The following is a 17732-nucleotide window of genomic DNA, read 5'->3' as shown; positions in this document are numbered from 1 at the left end:
TGAAAGATCATCATCATGATTTCATTCATCGTGAAAAGGCTGCTCACGGGCATCGTCATGCTCGCTGCTATCACCACAGTCGGATTCACGCTCCTGTACCTCGGTGGCGGGGACATCGCCAGGAAGATTCTCGGCGAGTCCGCGGACGCCCAAACGGTCGCCCAAAAGGCCCGGGAACTCGGCCTGGACCGTCCCGTCCTGATGCAATACGGCGACTGGGTAGTCCACGCACTTACCGGAGACTTCGGCTATTCATGGTTCAGCGGCCAGACCGTTTCCGCCGCGATCATCTCCCGTCTGTCCGTCACCTTGTCCCTTGTCATCGGCACCGTCGTTGTGGTCGCCATCGTCTCGGTGGTTCTTGGCGTACTCGCGGCAACGAAACGGGGCTGGGTCGACAAACTTGCCCAGTTGCTCGCCGTCCTCGGCCACGCAATCCCCGGGTTCCTTTTCGCCGTCGGCCTGGTTCTGTTCTTTGCACTTGCCCTGGGCTGGTTCGACCCCACTGGGTACGTCCCCTTCACAGAATCACCGACGGGATGGCTCAAGACCGTGACCCTGCCCGTAATCGCCCTGGCGCTGGGTGGTATCGCCAACGTCACCCAGCAGATCCGGGGAGCCGTCATCGATGCCCTCCGCAACGACTACGTCCGCACCTTGCGCAGCCGCGGAATCCCCGAGCGCACCGTCATCCTCAAGCACGTTCTGCGTAATGCTGCAGGCCCTGCCCTTGCAGTCCTCGCCGTCATCTTCGTTGGACTCCTCGGTGGAGCAGTCATCGTGGAGCAAGTATTCGCGATCCCCGGACTGGGACAAGTAGCCGTACAGGCCACAACCCAGGGCGACATTCCCCTCGTCATGGGTTTGCTTGTCGCCACCGGTGTCATCGTTATCGTTTTCAACCTCCTGGTCGACCTGGCCCAGGGCTGGCTCAACCCGAAAGTGCGTCTGTCATGACAACTCCGGCACACACCACCGATCCCGAGATCGTCGTCGCACCCCGCGACGGCACAAGGGTCTCCCTCTTCCGCCGAGTGCTCCGCAATCCCCTCGCCCTCGCTTCGATGGTGTTCCTCACCATTGCTGTGCTCACGGCAATGTTCGCCCAGTTCCTTGCCCCGCATGACCCCAACAACGCCGTTATCCAGAATGTGCTCGCCCCTCCAGGCGGGGACAACCCGCTGGGGGCCGACGGTTCAGGCCGCGATGTCCTGTCCCGGTTGATTTTCGGCGCGCAGTTCAGCCTTGCCGGAGCCTTGGTCGCCTTGCTGACCGCGATGGTGATCGGCGTGACCGGCGGCCTTCTGGCTGGCTACTTTGGCAAGTGGATCGACACCGTCTGGACATGGGTCATCTCCCTGCTGATGGCGCTGCCCGCGATCATCGTACTCCTGGCCGCCCGCGCGGTCGTTGGGCCGTCCCTGTGGGTGTCCATGCTCATTTTCGGCATCATGTTGTCCCCGGCGTTCTTCCGGCTGGTCTACGCTTCCGTCACCGCGGTACGCAACGAACTCTATGTCGACGCCGCCCGTGTATCGGGACTCAGTGATGCCCGCATCATCACCATCCATATCCTGTCCGTCGTCCGGGCCCCCATTGTGATCCAGTCCGCTATCGTGGGCGGCATCGCCCTGGCCGTCCAGTCAGGGCTCGAATTCCTCGGCCTGGGGGACATCAACGTCCCTACATGGGGTTCAATGCTCAGCGATGGCTTCACCAACCTCTACACCGCTCCGATGCTGATCCTTTGGCCGGCCATGGCCATCGGTCTGACCCTGATCGCCCTGACTCTGCTGGCCAACAGCCTCAGGGACGAGCTTGAACGCGCCAACGCACCCCGTAAGCAGGTGCGCAAGAAGAAGGCCGCAGTTACCACGACCGACCCGAAGACCGTGGACGACATCATCCGGCACCCGGAGCCTGAAGCTTCCGAAGGAGACGTCGTCCTCGAAGTCGCCAACCTCTCTGTTGGCTACCCAGGCCCAGACGGTGGCACCAAGAGGGTCGTCCACGACGTCTCCCTCACTGTCCGCAGGGGTGAGGTCCATGGGCTCGTCGGCGAATCAGGTTCGGGCAAGACCCAGACTGCCTGGTCCATCCTCCGACTACTCCCCGAAGGCGGCAAGATCGTCGGCGGCTCCATCCACTTCCAGGGCAAAGACCTGGCGAAGCTGTCGTCACGGGACATCGAAAAAATGCGCGGGCGGAAGATCGCCTACATTCCACAGGAACCCATGTCCAACCTGGACCCGTCCTTCACCATCGGAAGCCAACTCGTTGAGCCCATGCGCATTCAGCTTGGCATATCGGCCAAAGAGGCCAAAGAACGTGCGCTGAGCCTCCTGGCACGAGTAGGCATCCCCAACCCCGAGCGAACGTATAACTCCTACCCTCATCAGGTCTCCGGCGGTATGGCCCAACGCGTCCTCATCGCCGGCGCCATCTCCTGTAACCCGGACCTTCTGATCGCCGACGAACCCACTACCGCCCTCGACGTCACGGTCCAGGCCGAGGTCCTGGACCTCCTCCGGGACCTCCAGTCCGAGTTCCAGATGGCAGTGGTCCTCGTCACGCATAACTTTGGTGTCGTCGCGGACCTTTGCGACCGGGTTTCCGTCATGCGGCTCGGCCGGATCGTGGAAACCGGCCCGACTGAGCCGATTTTTGACTCCCCGCGTCACCCCTACACCCAGGAGCTGCTCGGCGCCATCCTTAGCGAGGCTGAACCGCGTGGCCCGCTCGTTGGTGCTGGCGGCAGCGCCAGCCCGTCCCCGAAGGGAGCAGTTCGATGAGCGAGTTGTTGCTTGATATCCAGAATGTCACCGTCGAGTACCCCGGCCATGGTTTCCGTGGCAAACCATTCCGGGCCCTGCACGGTGTCTCCGTTGATGTTCAAAAAGGCGAGTGCGTAGGCCTGGTAGGTGAATCCGGGTCAGGCAAAACCACGCTGGGCAGAGCTGTTCTCGGCCTGGCGCCCGTCACCGAAGGAAAAGTGCTGTTCCGCGGAGAAGACATCGCGCATGCCGACCGTGCCGACCGCCGGCGGCTGGCCAGCGACATCCAGGTGGTCTTCCAGGACCCCTACACTTCCTTGAACCCGTCGCTGACAGTCGAGCAGATCCTGTCCGAACCCCTCGACGTACGTAAGGTCCCCAAGGCCGAATCTTCCAAGCGAATCAAGGACCTCTTCGATATGGTCCGCCTCCCGGCCGACGCGGGAAGCCGTCTTCCCAGGGAGTTCTCCGGCGGTCAGCGGCAACGCATCGCCATTGCACGCGCCCTTGCACTCAAACCAGCCCTGATCGTCTGCGACGAGCCGGTATCAGCCCTTGACCTTTCAACCCAGGCCCGGGTCCTGGAACTATTCAAAGACATTCAGGAGCAAACCCAGGTCGCCTACCTCTTTGTCTCCCATGATCTTGAGGTCGTGCGGCACATCAGTCACCGCGTTGCAGTGATGTACCGGGGGGAAATCGTCGAATTCGGCGACGGAGACCAGGTCACGAGCCGACCCCGGCACCCGTATACCCAGCGCTTGTTCTTCGCCGCTCCGGTGGCAAACCCCAAGGCCCAGGCACGTCGCCGCGAAGAACGCCGACAGCTGCTCGCCGCCCAGAACGCATAGGAAGCGGTGCAGACAACCAACGCCATGAGCCCAGAAGCTAACAAAGGCAACAGCGTGACAAGCATCTTCCTGATCACGGCCGACGACATGGACGGCAGCACCACTAACCTCGCGGGAAACCCTGACATGGCACCGGTCCGCACCCGAAAAGGGAACAGCCTGTCCCGCTGGATGACCGGCACCGGCGATCCGATGACCAGCCAATTTCGTTCAGGAATCGGGCAGGCAACTGATTTCACTGGGGCGCCCACCGCATGAACAAGCCCAACATAGTTTGGATTTCCACGCATGACATCAACCCTGATCTCGGCAGCTACCGGGGCATCTGGCCAGGTGCCGAATATGCGCTGACGCCTAATCTTGACCGCTTGGCCGCAGAGGGCGCCCGTTTCGACCGGGCGTTCGCCTCTGCACCGGTTTGCTCGCCTGCCCGATCGGCAATCATGACCGGCTGTTTTCCCAATGCAATTGGCACGATGCACATGCGAACGAAGGCCGTCCCCCCGGCCGAAGTGAGGCTGTTGCCGCAATATTTTCGCGAAGCGGGCTACTACTGCACCAACAACTACTTCACCGACTTCCAGGTGGACGTACCGCCGGTCGTTTTCGACGACTGCAGCCCAACGGCTCATTGGCGCAACAGACCGGACAAGGACGCGCCGTTTTTCGCAGCTTTTCATGGAATGACCACCCATGAGTCACAGATATATCTCGATGAGGAGTCCTTCCAACGCGCCACCACGCATGTAGCGCCGCAGGATCGGCACGACATGGCAGCCGCGCCGCTGCCGCCCTACTACCCGGATACCGAAATCTTCCGCAAAGCGTGGGCACGGTACGCGGACCTCATTACCGAAATGGACCACTGGGTCGGCGATATCCTCAACCAACTGGAGGAAGACGGGCTTGCCGACAACACCATCGTGGTTTTCTGGAGCGACCACGGCAGGGGAATGCCCCGCGCCAAGCGTTGGGCGACGGAAGCCGGCCTGCGTGTACCCCTTCTCCTGCGCTGGCCAGGTGTCATTGACCCCGGGACAGTCAGGCCTGACCTTGTCCACACCATGGATCTTGCTCCTACAATGCTTGCCGTCAGCGGGCTGGGCATTCCTGCCCACATGCACGGAAAACCGCTCATGGAACGGGACGGCACTTTCATCAGCCGCCCCAACGCCTACATCTATGGCGGCCGGGACCGCATGGACGAGTCGGAGGACACGACCCGGACCGTCCGCGACGAGCGGTACCGCTATGTCAGGAACTTCCATCCGGACCGCTCGCCCATGCCGCACATCGACTACCCCGACCACACAGCCACTTGGGCAGAGCTCAGGCGGTTAAGGGGGGAGGAAGCCAGGCAACTGGCATGCGGTGAACTGCCCAGCCTTCTGAGCGAGCTTCAACGGCGCCTCGTCGCAGCTTCAAAGCCCGAAGAGGAACTCTACGACCTTGAGCAGGACCCCCACGAAACGTGCAACCTCGTGCAAGACCCTGAAAGTGCCGAAGCTCTGGCGACGTTGCGTCGCGTCCTTCAAACATGGCAGGACCGCATCCAAGACATGGGCATGCTGCCGGAACGACAGTTGATGGAGACATGGCGCCCTAACGGCCAGGCGCCGGTGACCGCTACTCCAACCGTCTCGCTGACCGCCGAAGGGGCCACAGCTGACTGCGAGACACCAGGCGCGTCAATTGGATGGACAGCCCTCCCGTGGCAACCGCAAGAGCCGAGGAAACTCATGGACCGGGTAACTGGCAGTCCCGGGGAAGACGGACGTATCTGGAACCTCTACACAGGCCCCGTACGCGTCAGTGGGGCCACTTCATTGCGCTTCAAAGCCTGGCGTCTCGGCTTCACGCCAAGCCAAGAAGCGCGGCTGGAAGCCCCACTGCCCGGACGTGCCCCGCATTCCTACGAGGGCCACCTCCAAGAAAGCAAAGAACTGCCCCTTTGAGGCGGCAAACAACAACGTGCAGCGAAAGAAGGAATCATGGAAACCCTCACCGTAGACCAACGCATGGAAGCACTGCTCAACGAACTGAGCTTGGAGGAAAAGATCCAGCTCCTGACGGGCCGGGATTTTTGGACGACATGGCCGATGGAGAAAATCGGCCTGCGCCGGATCCTGGTTTCGGATGGTCCGACGGGTGTGCGGGGTGAGGCGTGGGATGAGCGGCAGCCGTCGGTGAATTTCCCGTCCGCGACGGCCATCAGCTCCACCTGGGACCCTGCCATGGCTGACCGTCTAGGTGCCGCCTCGGCGGTGGAGGCGCGGCGCAAGGGCGTCGACGTCGTTCTTGGCCCGACGATCAATCTGCACCGTTCCCCGCTGGGCGGCCGGCACTTCGAGGCTTTCAGTGAGGACCCCGTCCTGACGGGTGAGCTTGCCGCGGCGTATGTGAACGGGGTACAGCGCAACGGCGTGGGCGCCACACCGAAGCACTACGTAGCCAACGATTCCGAAACCGACCGGTTCACCGTTGACGTGCAGGTGGACGAGCGGCCGCTGCGCGAGCTGTACCTGCTGGCGTTCGAGAAAGCCATTGTTGAATCCCGTGCGTGGCTGGTGATGAGCGCGTACAACTCCATCAACGGCACAACCGCCACCGAAAACAACCTGCTGGAGACCCCGCTGAACAGCGAATGGGGCTTCGACGGGGTGGTGATCAGTGACTGGACCGCGGTCCGCAGCGTTGATGCCGCGAAGGCTTCCCAGGACCTGGTCATGCCGGGACCGGATGGGCCGTGGGGTGGGGCGCTCGTGGCCGCAGTCCAGGCAGGGGAGATCCCGGAAGCAAGCATTGACCGGAAGGTGCTGCGGATCCTGCAGCTCGCCGCGAGGGTCGGCGCGCTGGAAGGGTTCGAACCCGTTCAGGCAGAACCCGTGGACCAGGAAGACCTTGTCGCCTTCACCCGGGAAGCCTCGGCCGCCGGCACGGTGATGGTGAAGAACGACGGCGTGCTGCCGCTGGACCGTGCCGCGACGGGCACGGTGGCGGTGATCGGGCACAACGCCAGGCACGCCAGGACCCAGGGCGGCGGCTCGGCCACGGTCCTGCCCGAGAAGGTCGTCTCACCGCTGGACGGCATCCGGGCCGCCTTTGGAGCCGATAACGTCACTTACAGCATCGGTGCCATCGTGCAGGAAGGGGTCGCCGAGCTGCCCTTGGACCAGCTGACCAACCCGGCCACCGGCGAGCCGGGGCTGCGGGTGAGCTTCCTCGACAGTTCCGGGGCTGAGCTGTTCACCGAGGACCGCCGCTCCACGGCCCTGGTCTGGTTCGGCGGCGACGCCCCGGTGAAGGAGTCCTCCGCGGTGCGGCTGCAGACGATCTATACCCCGGATGAAACCGGCACCGTCCGACTGGGCGCCGCGACCGTGGGTAAGACACGGCTCTACGTCAACGACGTTCTTGTCCACGAAGGGAACATTGAGGTGGAGGGCAAGGACATTGCCGAATCCTTCCTCGCCCCACCCTCCTCAACCACCGAAATCGCGGTGGAAGCCGGTGTTCCCCTGGACGTCCGCGTCGACCTGGACACCGCGGAACGCTCCGGGCCTCTAGACAATGCCCTCAGCGTCACCCTCGGCACCGAGCCCGCCGACGCGGACCCTGAAATGCTGATCACTGAAGCAGCCAAGGCCGCCCGGAAAGCCGACGTCGCCGTCGTCGTCGTCGGGACCAATGCCCGGGTGGAATCCGAAGGTTACGACCGCACCACCTTGGACCTGCCCGGCCTGCAGGACCGGCTGCTCCACGCCGTCGCCGCCGCGAACCCCCGCACGATTGTCATCGTCAACGCCGGGTCCCCGGTCATTATGCCGTGGCGGCACGAGGTCGCCGCGATCCTGATCGGCTACTTCGGCGGCCAGGAATTCGGCAACGCCCTCACCGACATCCTCACCGGCACCGTCGAACCAGGCGGGCGCTTGCCCACCACCTGGCCTGCCACCCAAGGCAGCGTCCCGGTCCTTAACACCACACCCGACGCCGACGGGAAGCTCCGGTACGACGAAGGCATCCACATCGGGTACCGCGCCTGGCTCAAGACCGGGGCTACTCCAGCCTACGAATTCGGCTACGGCCTCGGCTACACCACTTGGACCCTGGACACCGTCGACGGACCCGACGGCCCCGTCACCCCGGGCGAGGCAATTCCGGTCAGCGTCACCCTCACCAACAAAGGCGAACGGAGCGGCAAGCAGGTGGTCCAGGTCTACGCCGAAAAGAAGGACTCCGCCGTCGAGCGCCCGGTCCGCTGGCTCATTGCCTCCACACCCGTCTGGGCCCAACCCGGCGAAACTGTAACCGCGACTCTGGAGGTCCCCACCCGTCTGCTGGCGTACTGGAACAACGGATGGACTTACGAACCCGGCGAATACACCCTCAGGATCGGCACCTCCGTCTCAGAGCTTCCAATCACCAGGGTTGTTCGGCTCACCCAGCCAGAGCACTGATAAGCGACAGCCCCCAGGATCAGCACCAAACGTACGAAAGGAAGAACGATGTCGAGGACGAACATCATCTTCATCATGTCCGATGACCACGCCGCCCACGCCATTTCGGCATACGGCAGCCGGGTGAACCAAACGCCGCACCTTGACCGCATCGCCCAAGGAGGCATGCGCATGGATGCCGTCTTCTGCACCAACTCGATCTGCAGTCCCTCCCGGGCGTCTATCCTCACAGGGACCTACAGCCATATCAACGGCGTATCCTCCATCTGGACCGAGATGGACTACCGGGTACCCACATTCGTGGACGTACTCCACGAACAGGGCTACAAGACTGCCCTTTTCGGGAAATGGCACTTGGGTGAGCACGGGAAGTCCTTGCCGCGCGGATTCGATGCCTGGAAGATCTTTCCTGGACAGGGTGACTACCTCAACCCGGAAATGATCGACGAGACGGGCAGCGCGACCGTTCCCGGCTATGCGACGAACATCGTCACCGACCTCTCCATCAATTGGCTGGATGGACTCACGGGGGAGGAGCCTTTCTGCATGCTCGTCCACCACAAAGCACCCCACCGCCCCTGGATCCCCGACGAGAAACACAAACACCTCTACGCTGACGGGAAGATCCCGGAGCCCGAAACATTCTTTGATGACTACGCCACCCGCAGCCAAGCTGTACGGAACGTCCACATGACCATTGCCGACGACATGGGTGCCGAGGACCTCAAGTCTGAGGTCCCGGAGGAACTCCGCGGACCTGAGAACAGGGAAGCGCGCATGCGGTGGAAGTACCAGATCTACATGCGCGACTACCTGCAGTGCATCCAATCCATCGACGACAACGTCGGTCGGCTTCTCGATTACCTCGATGAGCGCGGACTGTCCGAGAACACCCTCGTCGTCTACACATCCGATCAGGGGTTCTTCCTCGGTGACCACGGCTGGTTCGACAAGCGGCTGATGTTTGACCAGTCCCTGCAGATGCCGATGCTGATGAAATGGCCAGCCGAAATCTCTGCCGGCAGCCGTTGCGAGGCAATCATCACAAACGTCGATTTCGCCGCCACCTTTTTGGACATCGCCGGAATCAAGGCAGACGAGGCACTTCCCACATCGCAGGGCAGGAGCTTCCGGCCTCTCCTGCGGGGTGAGGAGATCGACGATTGGCCCGACGCGGCGTATTACCGGTACTGGGAGCACGACGATCCTATTCACTCAGCACCCGGCCACTACGGCATCCGGACCTCCGATTACAAGCTGATCCACTACTACAACGCCGGGCTGGACGTCCCCGGGGCCTCTGATCGTGTCTTTGAGGCTGAATGGGAACTGTACGACCTCAGAAGCGACCCCACCGAAGTCCGTAATGTAGCCGATGACCCCAGCTACCGCTCCATCAGAGCCGAGCTCGAACAGAAACTAGCCGGGTACCAGCATCATTACCGGGACGAACCCTACGCGGGTCCGGGCACACCTCACCCGGAATGGGGACCGCACGATGCAGACACCCTGGAACGAGTCGAAACATATGTCCAGGCTCTTCGGGCATCCAGCTAGGACGCGATGGGTTGGCGGCCTGTCCAGCACAAGCCGGGCAGCCCCATACCCGTTGCAGCTCCGCTTGTCGCGCGGCACCTCTGGTTGTCGCACCGCACCTCTGGTTGTCGTAATGGCCCGGATCACGCGTCAACGTTAGGAACACCCATGACCATGAGCAAGCGGCCCGCTGCCGCTCCCGCAGACACGCCCGCCGTCACTGTGCTGAGTGCCCTGCGCTGGGCCGCCGTCATCCTCGCATACGGCCGGCGGGAGCGGGCCCGCAGATTCCTTGCGCTGGTCCGCCCACGGGAACGGGACCTGGACTCCGGGGACACCAGGCCCTGAGAGCCCCTACGGGGACACCAGGCCCTGAGAGCCCCGGAACTTCCCGTTGCAAGGAAGCACCCGGGTTACGGCAGACTCAAAGAGGCTGGCGTCTGTACACCAAGCCCTGAGGTATTCGTGCGCTCGGCATCTCTGGACCTGTCGTCAATATTGGAGTTAACATGATTAACATGAATGTTGGCGGAGGTATAGCCCGGCGCTACGACAACCGGAAACGGGCGTCCAACGCCGCCGACACGGGGCGCCGGATCCTTGAGGCGACACGGGAGCTCTTCATGGAAAGACCGCTCTCGGAGATCACCTTGATCGCGGTGGCTGATCGTGCCGGAGTCACCGTGCAGACCGTCATCCGTCGCTTTGGTGACCGCAGTGGGCTCATCGATGCAACGGTCGAACACACCGCTGCGCAGGTGATGGCCCAGCGCGATGCTGCGCCTGCCGGCAACGTCCCCGGCGCCATCGAGAACCTGCTCGAACACTATGAGACCACGGGCGCTCTCGCCTTGAAGATGCTGTCCGAGGAGGGAACCTCAGCGGCCGTGGCGGACATGACTGAAACGGGCAGACGCCTTCACCGCCTGTGGTGCGAGCGGGTTTTCGCCCCGTTCCTTGAGGATGATTTTCTCCCGGACGGGGCGGATCGGGGCCGCCGTCTTGCCCAGTTCGTCGCTCTTTGTGACGTCTACACCTGGAAGCTGCTCCGGCTGGACGCTGGCCTGACCCGTGACCAGGTGGCCCTTTCCTTAATCGAAATGCTTGAGCCCTTCACCCGGAGGCCATAATGTCCACCGTTCTCGCCTACACCTCGCCCGCCATCGGCCATCTCTTTCCCATGGTCCCGCTGTTACTGGAACTGAAGGCCCGGGGACATGAGGTCCACGTGCGGACAATTCCCCAACAGCTCACGGCCCTTCGCGGCGCCGGCCTCCAGGCCGAATCCGTCGACCCGCGCCTCCTTGAGATCAGGCACCGGGACTATCTGGCGAAATCGATCAAGGGTGGGCTGACCGCGAGCACTGAGACCTTCACGGCGCGTGCCCGCTTCGACGCCCCTGACCTTCGCCGCGCCATCGGCGATACCAGTCCGGATCTGATGCTCGTGGACATCAATGCGTGGGGCGCACGTATCGTGGCTGAGGATCTCGGGCTCCCGTGGGCCAGCTTCTGCCCCTACACACCGCCACTGACGTCCCGCGGAACCCCGCCGTTCGGACCCGGGCTGGATCCGATGCCAGGTCCAGTGGGAAGGCTCCGGGACGCGCTCATCCGACCCCTGGTGACTGGCGCCGTCGAAAAGCTGATGATGCCCGGGATCAACAGGGCCCGGGCTGAAATCTCCGGCGGTAAACTGCCGCCGTCGCGGAACGTGGATGACTTCTTCCTCACCGCGCCGCTCCTCCTCGTTACCAGTGCCGAGCCGTTTGAATACCCGCACCCGGACTGGGGACACCGTGTCCGGATGATCGGGGCGCTGTCATGGGACCCGCCCTTCTCTCCGCCAGCTTGGCTTGAGAACGCCGTGGACCCGGTCATCCTGGTGACCACCTCGTCCGAGTACCAGGCCGACGAGGATTTGGTCCGCGCAGCATTGCAGGGCATGGCCAACGAGCCCTTCACTGTCGTTGCCACGCTGCCTGCGGAGGGGAGCGGATCGGCAGGAGACCAGCGGTCCGCCGGACCGGTGGATTTTGGACCCCTTCCTGCCAATGCCCGGCTGGAACGGTTCGTGCCCCATTCAGAGGTGTTGGAGCGCGCTGCGGTTGCCATCACCCATGGCGGTATGGGAGCCACCCAAAAGGCACTGTCCAAGGGAGTTCCGGTGGTGGTGGTTCCGTTCGGCCGCGATCAGCATGAGGTTGCGGCCCGGGTGGTGGCCGCCGACGCGGGTGTGCGGCTCAGCAGGAAGAAGCTCACTGCGGAGAAGCTTCGCGCCGCAGTTCACGAAGCCCTGACAAAGAAGGAAGGAGCCCGGCGGGTCGCTGCTGGCTACGCAGCCGCCGGGGGTGCGGCGGCTGGAGCCGATGCCCTCGAAGAGCTGCTCCGGATTCCCCACGCCTGAGGCCTGGCAGAACCCCAGCCTCAGGGTGGAGGAATTGGCAGCCTTTGCCAAGACCAGGCTGGCCGCCTACAAGTACCCCCCGGAGCATCGAATTCATGACGGAACTGCCGTTAATAGGGTTTGGCCAGGGACGAAGCGCTCGATCAGGAGCGGGAGAACAGATCCAATTCGTGGGTCATTCCGTGAGGGACATCAGGGGAGAGCTGTATTGTGAACGTTTCGCGATCATGGCGGGTTACCAACACGCCATATCCGGGGTCTTTGAGGGCCTTCTGGATCGCGGCAGCTACTTCCAGATTGAGTCCGTTGTCTAAATCATTGCGGTGTCTGATGTTGAGCCGTACTGGACGGGACATGATGTTGTAAAACCTTCGTTCTTATTTCTGTGGTCGTGTATTGATTTGGCCGTCTCGGTGTAGCCGGGTTCCATCGCAGCGTTTTCGTGGTTGGAAGGAATGTGGGGCCCCTACGGGGTTAGCACGAGCTTCCGCGGGGCCCCATGCTGCTGTAATTCCCAGGCCTGTTGGCAATCGGAAAGAGGCAGGGTCATTGCGTCGACGGACAAAGCGCCTGTCGCCGCGAGCGCCGTCAGATTCAGGTAAGCCTCTCTCCGGATCTGTGCGGGCGGGTCCATATGGGCGAAGCCGAGGAGCTCCAGGCGGGCGGCACGGACGATCCCGGCGGGAAGCTCCAGAGTTGCTCCCGCTGACTGGCCGATCTGGATATGGCGGGCGCCCCGGGCTGCAACATGCATTGCGGCAAGGGCGGGTTCACCCCACACCGGGTCAAGGATGACGTCGAACCCGCTGTCACCCACTGTGCTGCGGAAGGCGGCCACTAGGTCGGTGCCCGGGCTGATGGTCACGCTCGCATCGGCTCCGCGTTCCCGGGACAGGGCGAGGCGGCCGGTGTCACGGTCGGCGGCGACCACCGTTGCGGCGCCAAGGGACTTGGCGAGTTGGACGGCGATGGAGCCCAGTGCGCCGGTTGCGCCAAGCACAAGCACGTTCTGGCCTGGCTGCAGCTTGGCCCGCCAGGTGAGGGCCAGCCAGGCGGCAAGTCCGGTGTTGCCAAGCGCGGCCGCGGTGACGTCGTCCACGTCGTCGGCGAGGTCCAGCAGGTCTCCCTCGGCCACGATGGTGCGCTCGGCCCAGGAACCATGCGGCGAAACCGGTGAGGTGAAGAAGACGCGACGTCCGGCGGAGGTCCTGCCTACGCCGTCGGCGCCAATCACGTAGGGCAGGGTGTCGGGATCTCCGAATGCTCCCGAGGCCTTGGCCAAGTCGAGGTGATGGACCCCGGCCGCCGCTACCTCGACGATGACTTGTCCACTGTGGGGCTCTGGATCTCGGAAGTCTTCGTAGGACGGGACTGTTCCAGTCCGGGTCAGGACGGCTGCCTTCATGGTCTGCTCCTTGATGTTTGGTGGTGTGTGTCAGTCTGGCTGGTCGGTGTCGGCGGGGATGATCTGCACGCTGATGGTTCCAAGGCCGCTGATGCGTCCCTCGAGCCGGTCTCCGGGGTGCATCCAGGTTCCGGTGCTGAGGCCCACCCCAGCGGGAGTTCCCGTGAGCACAACGTCGCCAGGTTCGAGGGTCACGTGTTCACTGATGAGGGAGACCAGCTCGGGAACAGACCAGATCAGGTCGGACGTGTTGGCGTTTTGGCGCAGCTCACCGTTGAGCCGGAACTGCAGCTGCAGGTTGGTGTCATCGACAAAGCGGGCGGGCACAATTCCCGGACCAAGCGGACAGCTGTCGTCGAAGACTTTGCCGCCGAAGAGATCGAATTTGACGAGGTGCTTGGGGTGGCGCTGCCAGTCACGGGCTGACAGGTCCAGGGCGATGGTGTAGCCGGCGATGTGGTCACGCGCCCGGTCCAGCGGGATGTTCCGGCCGCGCCGGCCGATGACAAGGGCCAGTTCAAGCTCGTAGTCGAACTTCTCCGTCTGGCTGGGGTAATGGACGGCTCTGCCCTGGCCGACGAGCGTGGTGGTGGGCGGCTTGAGGAAGAAGACCGGAATGTTGTCTTCCTTCGAAAAGCCAGCATGGCCGCCGTCGTTGACCACATGGTCGTAATAGTTGGCGCCGGCGCAGATGACCTTGTTCGGATACTGCAGCGGCGTGAGCCAGTCTTCAGGCTCGGCCGGCTCGGGCAACTGGGCTGCCGTGCCCTCAGCGAGGGTCTCGACGGCGGCGAGCAGCCGGGGCTCGGCGGTCTCCCAATTGGCGAAGACTGTCATAAGCCCGCCCACCGGATGGTGGTGGAGTACCTCGGGGGCGACGTCGGCGAGTCGGTATATGGGGCCGTCGGAGAGCCGGAGCACCGGGGTGGGCACTCCGTCGACCCGCACGGTGGACAAGGAAAAGGTCACCTGGTCTGCTCCTTCACATGGGTCCTGCCGGCCGCTGGAGCGGCCGCCACCAGCATCCACTCCTTGAGGACAATGTGGAGGGGCACTGCGGGCCGGGCCAGCAGCTCCCGTGCAAGGTCGCGCACCTGGACCCGTTGCCCAGGTGTCAGATACTCCACCGGGGAGGCTCCGTCGACCCGGGCCAGGGCGAGCAGCGGCAGCAGGGCAGCGACACGAGCCATCAGGTCCGCGGAAGGTTCCCAGTCAATATGGTGGGCGTAGCCGTCCAGCAGCATTGTTGCGGAAGTGTGCAGTCGTGCTGTGTGCTGCGGCAGGATGATCGCTTTGAGCATCAGATGGTTCAGGCAAAATGCGACGTCGAATGCAGGGTCGCCGAACCAGCCGCACTCGGCATCGAGCAGGACCGGCCCGTCCGGACCCAGGAGTATGTTCTTGGGACTGACGTCGCCGTGTACCAACGCCAGATGAGTGCCGGCGGTCCTCTCGGCAAGAACCTCGATCCGGTCCGCGAGGTCGGGGTTGGCGCGTGCAGTGACGCGGAAGTATGGCTCAATGCGCAGGGCGTCGAAGTTGCTGTCGGTGGCGAATCTACGTGCCAGCGTTGGATCCTTGGCGCTTGCCGAGTGCAGCCTGCCGAGGAGGACGCCGAGAGCATGAGCGGCGGCCGGGTCCACCTGCCCGGCCAGGAGGCTTTCCTTCCAGACCGGGTAGTTCCGGGAGGGAAGGAACTGCATGGCGAACAACCCGGCCTCCCCATCGTAGGCCAGGACCTGGGGGACCTGTGTGGGGGCAACGCTGCCGGCAAACTGCAGCCAGTCGTACTCAACCCGGTTGCGGGAGAGGGGCGCGAGCCACTCGTGGGCCACCTTCAGCTGGGCCAATGCTCCCTTGACGCACAGGGTGCGGCCGGGCAGCGACACTTGCCAGAGGTCCGAGCTCACGCCGCCGGTCAACGGGTGTAGTGCCGGCTCCTCACCAGGCTGCATCAGTCCATGGCGGAGCAGGAACTCCCGCACCCGCTCCTGGGGTTCGGCGATTTTCACCGGCCACCTTCCGCGGTTAAGGCCAGCGCCGGGAAGTTCGTGAAGCCCAGGGCCGGGTCCTCGGCGATGCGCACCAGCTGGTTGTACTTGGCGAGCCGTTCAGAATTCCGTACCGACCCGATCTTGATCTGCCCCGATGCGGTGCCTACAGCCAGATCGGCCAGGAAGTCATCTTCGGTCTCCCCGGAGCGGGCAGATACCACCGGCGCATAGCCTGCGGCCCGCGCTTGGGCCACCACGTCAAGGGTGCCTGTCAGGGTGCCGTTCTGGTTCACTTTGACCAGGACGCCGTTGGCAACGCCCTGGGAAATGCCCCGGGCGAGCCGTTCGCTGTTTGTGGTGAACAGGTCGTCGCCGATCAGCCTGATCCGGTGGCCGAGGCGCTTCGTCAGGGTCCGCCAGCCGGTCCAGTCATCTTCATCGAGCGGATCTTCAATCGAGACAATGGCGAAGCGGTCCACCCATGAGGACACCATGTCAATCATCTCGGTGGTGCTGAGGCGTTGTCCCTGTCGCCGCAGGTGGTAGTCGCCTGCCTCACTGTCGTACAGGGATGCGGCGGCGACATCGATGGCGATGGCAATGTCCGTACCCGGCTGCAGGCCAGCGGCCAGGATGGACTCGGTGATGAGCTCCAGGGCCTCCTCGCCCGTTCGGCAGCCAGGGCTCAGTCCGCCCTCGTCGGCCAACAGCGTGGGCAGTCCCCGTTCGGCGCAGAGGGCAGCGGCGGCCGTTCGGACACGGGAGGTAAGTTGGATGGCTTCGAGTGCGGACATTGCCGCGACCGGTACTGCGAGGAAGTCCTGGACGTCCATGCCGCGTCCGGCGTGGAGGCCGCCGGAAAGGATGTTGACCATCGGCATCGGCAGTACGGGCTCGTCGACGTCGGCGAGCTGGGCGATCCTTCGGTACAGCGGCAGGCCGCTGGCCACGGCCGAGGCGCGGCAGACCGCCAGCGAGGTCCCCAGTACTGCGTTGGCACCGAGCCGGGACAGCGTGGAGGTGCCGTCCAGGTTCCGCAGCCTTTCGTCGATGGCCCGTTGGTCGTCAACATCCTGGCCGAGCAGCGACGCTGCGATCTCGCCGTTTACATGCTCGACGGCGGAGGTGACTCCGAGGCCGTCGAAAACGGATGCGTCTCCATCGCGTAGTTCGTGTGCCTCGTGGGTGCCGGTGGAGGCTCCGGAAGGTACTGACGCCCGGGCGCTGGCACCGTTTTCGAGGATGATGTCCACCTCAACAGTGGGGCGGCCGCGGGAATCAAAGATCTGGCGGCCGTGGACGGTGCGGATGATGCTCACGATGACACTCCTGTTGCGAGGGCGGACGGGGTGTTACAGGGATAGTTTGCGGGTTCTCCGCGCAGGACGCGGACCACTTCCTCGGCGGCGCTGCGTCGCAGGTCGATCACCGAGGCGTCGGAGGCAAAAGCGATGTGTGGTGTGACAATCACACCTGGAAAGGCCAACAGCCCGGACGGAACTGCAGGCTCCTCCTCCAGGACATCCAGTCCTGCTCCGCCGAGCTTGCCTGATTGCAGGGCGGCCGTCAGGGCGTCGGTATCGACCAGCCCGCCGCGGCTGACATTGATCAGGAAGGCGTCCTGCGGAAGCAGGGCCAGTTCCCGGGCCCCGATAAGGTGATGTGTCTGCGGGACCAGGGGAGCGTGGAGGACTACGATGTCGCTGGCTGCCAGGAGGCCATCCAATGCCATCACCTCAATACCGTCGGTTTTGGCCGGTGGGTGTGGATCGCTGATCACCACGCGGGCTCCGAGCGCTTTGAGCTTGGCTGCGGTGGTTCTGCCAATGCGACCGTATCCGACCACGCCGCACGTCAGGTTGGACAGGCGGCGAAGCCGGGCCCCGGCGGGGTTCCAACGTCCGGCGCGGACCTCACGGTCTGCGGCCACGAGGCCGCGCGTCCAGGCCAGGGCCAGACCGACGGCGTGGTCGGAGACCTCTTCGACGCAGTAGTCGGGCACGTTGGTCACCTGCACGCCATGATCCGTGGCCGCGGGCACGGCGATGTTGTCCAGGCCAACGCCCATCCGGGCAACAACCCGCAACGGGGCTGAGGATGCGATCGCGTTGGCGGACACTGTTGCCCAGCAGGTGAGGATGGCGGCGGGCTGGTGTTCGGCGATCAGTGCGTCGATGGCCTCAACTGGTGCGGGGTCGGCAGGACCGGCAACAAGACGGAAGCCGGCGTCTTCGATGATGCCGCGTTCGATACTGTCGTCGGGCCAGGCCCGGTCTGTCAGCAGGACTGTTTGCTGCAGCGTCAT

At 63.8% G+C, this 17732-nt stretch carries 16 protein-coding genes; 10 read left to right on the top strand and 6 right to left on the bottom strand.

Annotated elements, in window-relative coordinates:
* Window positions 1-15 precede the first annotated feature (15 nt).
* The 10 genes from AC6I97_RS14140 (at window position 16) to AC6I97_RS14095 (ending at window position 12028) form a co-directional block, all read left to right on the top strand.
* The gene (locus AC6I97_RS14140) at window positions 16-957 is read left to right on the top strand and encodes an ABC transporter permease (RefSeq protein ID WP_224089991.1); all 942 of its coding nucleotides are present in this window, start codon (window positions 16-18) and stop codon (window positions 955-957) included.
* Window positions 954-2792 carry a dipeptide/oligopeptide/nickel ABC transporter permease/ATP-binding protein gene (locus tag AC6I97_RS14135; RefSeq protein ID WP_224167378.1) on the top strand — a complete coding sequence of 613 codons (1839 nt, stop codon included), beginning with the start codon at window positions 954-956 and terminating at the stop codon, window positions 2790-2792. Before AC6I97_RS14140 ends, AC6I97_RS14135 begins: the two co-directional genes overlap by 4 nt.
* Window positions 2789-3625 carry an ATP-binding cassette domain-containing protein gene (locus AC6I97_RS14130; protein ID WP_497945209.1) on the top strand — a complete coding sequence of 279 codons (837 nt, stop codon included), beginning with the start codon at window positions 2789-2791 and terminating at the stop codon, window positions 3623-3625. Before AC6I97_RS14135 ends, AC6I97_RS14130 begins: the two co-directional genes overlap by 4 nt.
* A 54-nt stretch (window positions 3626-3679) precedes the next feature.
* A complete protein-coding gene (locus AC6I97_RS14125) occupies window positions 3680-3883 on the top strand; it encodes a hypothetical protein (protein WP_309926505.1) in 204 nt (67 codons plus the stop codon).
* Entirely contained in the window at window positions 3880-5580 is a 1701-nt protein-coding gene (locus AC6I97_RS14120; protein ID WP_497945208.1) for a sulfatase family protein, read from the top strand. The genes AC6I97_RS14125 and AC6I97_RS14120 overlap by 4 nt, the downstream gene beginning before the upstream one ends.
* Window positions 5581-5616: 36 nt before the next feature.
* Window positions 5617-8085 carry a beta-glucosidase family protein gene (locus AC6I97_RS14115; RefSeq protein ID WP_497945207.1) on the top strand — a complete coding sequence of 823 codons (2469 nt, stop codon included), beginning with the start codon at window positions 5617-5619 and terminating at the stop codon, window positions 8083-8085.
* 48 nt (window positions 8086-8133) lie between these two features.
* Window positions 8134-9642 (top strand): sulfatase family protein, encoded by a 1509-nt coding sequence (locus tag AC6I97_RS14110; protein WP_497945206.1) that lies wholly within the window; start codon window positions 8134-8136, stop codon window positions 9640-9642.
* Window positions 9643-9789: 147 nt separating this feature from the next.
* Window positions 9790-9969 (top strand): hypothetical protein, encoded by a 180-nt coding sequence (locus AC6I97_RS14105; protein ID WP_497945205.1) that lies wholly within the window; start codon window positions 9790-9792, stop codon window positions 9967-9969.
* A 161-nt stretch (window positions 9970-10130) separates the two neighbouring features.
* Entirely contained in the window at window positions 10131-10751 is a 621-nt protein-coding gene (locus AC6I97_RS14100) for a TetR/AcrR family transcriptional regulator (RefSeq protein ID WP_497945204.1), read from the top strand.
* Window positions 10751-12028, top strand: coding sequence for a glycosyltransferase (locus AC6I97_RS14095; protein ID WP_497945203.1), 1278 nt, complete (start codon window positions 10751-10753; stop codon window positions 12026-12028). Before AC6I97_RS14100 ends, AC6I97_RS14095 begins: the two co-directional genes overlap by 1 nt.
* A gap of 143 nt (window positions 12029-12171) precedes the next feature.
* On the opposite strand, the gene AC6I97_RS14090 is transcribed toward AC6I97_RS14095, so the two are convergent.
* The 6 genes from AC6I97_RS14090 to AC6I97_RS14065 form a co-directional block, all read right to left on the bottom strand.
* Window positions 12172-12384 (bottom strand): hypothetical protein, encoded by a 213-nt coding sequence (locus tag AC6I97_RS14090; protein ID WP_224090007.1) that lies wholly within the window; start codon window positions 12382-12384, stop codon window positions 12172-12174.
* Between the two features lie 110 nt (window positions 12385-12494).
* Window positions 12495-13433, bottom strand: a complete 939-nt coding sequence (locus AC6I97_RS14085) for a quinone oxidoreductase family protein (RefSeq protein WP_497945202.1) — start codon at window positions 13431-13433, stop codon at window positions 12495-12497.
* 30 nt (window positions 13434-13463) lie between these two features.
* On the bottom strand, window positions 13464-14402 hold the full coding sequence (locus AC6I97_RS14080; RefSeq protein WP_497945201.1) for a fumarylacetoacetate hydrolase family protein: 939 nt from the start codon (window positions 14400-14402) through the stop codon (window positions 13464-13466).
* Window positions 14399-15445 (bottom strand): phosphotransferase family protein, encoded by a 1047-nt coding sequence (locus AC6I97_RS14075; protein WP_497945200.1) that lies wholly within the window; start codon window positions 15443-15445, stop codon window positions 14399-14401. The genes AC6I97_RS14080 and AC6I97_RS14075 overlap by 4 nt, the downstream gene beginning before the upstream one ends.
* Window positions 15442-16746 carry a phosphopyruvate hydratase gene (gene eno, locus AC6I97_RS14070; RefSeq protein WP_497945199.1) on the bottom strand — a complete coding sequence of 435 codons (1305 nt, stop codon included), beginning with the start codon at window positions 16744-16746 and terminating at the stop codon, window positions 15442-15444. Before eno ends, AC6I97_RS14075 begins: the two co-directional genes overlap by 4 nt.
* Entirely contained in the window at window positions 16743-17732 is a 990-nt protein-coding gene (locus AC6I97_RS14065; protein WP_497945198.1) for a C-terminal binding protein, read from the bottom strand. The genes eno and AC6I97_RS14065 overlap by 4 nt, the downstream gene beginning before the upstream one ends.

Source organism: Arthrobacter sp. TmtSoilC48, assembly GCF_059739425.1.
Note: the sequence above shows the minus strand (reverse complement) of the source record. Positions and strands in the feature narration are given on the sequence as shown.

Excerpts from the sequence above, each read along its gene's own strand:
- AC6I97_RS14105 (WP_497945205.1), top strand. The coding sequence starts at position 9,790 with ATGACCATGAGCAAGCGGCCCGCTGCCGCTCCCGCAGACACGCCCGCC.
- AC6I97_RS14140 (WP_224089991.1), top strand. The coding sequence starts at position 16 with ATGATTTCATTCATCGTGAAAAGGCTGCTCACGGGCATCGTCATGCTC.
- AC6I97_RS14135 (WP_224167378.1), top strand. The coding sequence starts at position 954 with ATGACAACTCCGGCACACACCACCGATCCCGAGATCGTCGTCGCACCC.
- AC6I97_RS14120 (WP_497945208.1), top strand. The coding sequence starts at position 3,880 with ATGAACAAGCCCAACATAGTTTGGATTTCCACGCATGACATCAACCCT.
- AC6I97_RS14085 (WP_497945202.1), bottom strand. The coding sequence starts at position 13,433 with ATGAAGGCAGCCGTCCTGACCCGGACTGGAACAGTCCCGTCCTACGAA.
- AC6I97_RS14065 (WP_497945198.1), bottom strand. The coding sequence starts at position 17,732 with ATGACGCTGCAGCAAACAGTCCTGCTGACAGACCGGGCCTGGCCCGAC.
- AC6I97_RS14115 (WP_497945207.1), top strand. The coding sequence starts at position 5,617 with ATGGAAACCCTCACCGTAGACCAACGCATGGAAGCACTGCTCAACGAA.
- AC6I97_RS14100 (WP_497945204.1), top strand. The coding sequence starts at position 10,131 with ATGATTAACATGAATGTTGGCGGAGGTATAGCCCGGCGCTACGACAAC.
- AC6I97_RS14130 (WP_497945209.1), top strand. The coding sequence starts at position 2,789 with ATGAGCGAGTTGTTGCTTGATATCCAGAATGTCACCGTCGAGTACCCC.
- AC6I97_RS14110 (WP_497945206.1), top strand. The coding sequence starts at position 8,134 with ATGTCGAGGACGAACATCATCTTCATCATGTCCGATGACCACGCCGCC.
- AC6I97_RS14090 (WP_224090007.1), bottom strand. The coding sequence starts at position 12,384 with ATGTCCCGTCCAGTACGGCTCAACATCAGACACCGCAATGATTTAGAC.
- AC6I97_RS14095 (WP_497945203.1), top strand. The coding sequence starts at position 10,751 with ATGTCCACCGTTCTCGCCTACACCTCGCCCGCCATCGGCCATCTCTTT.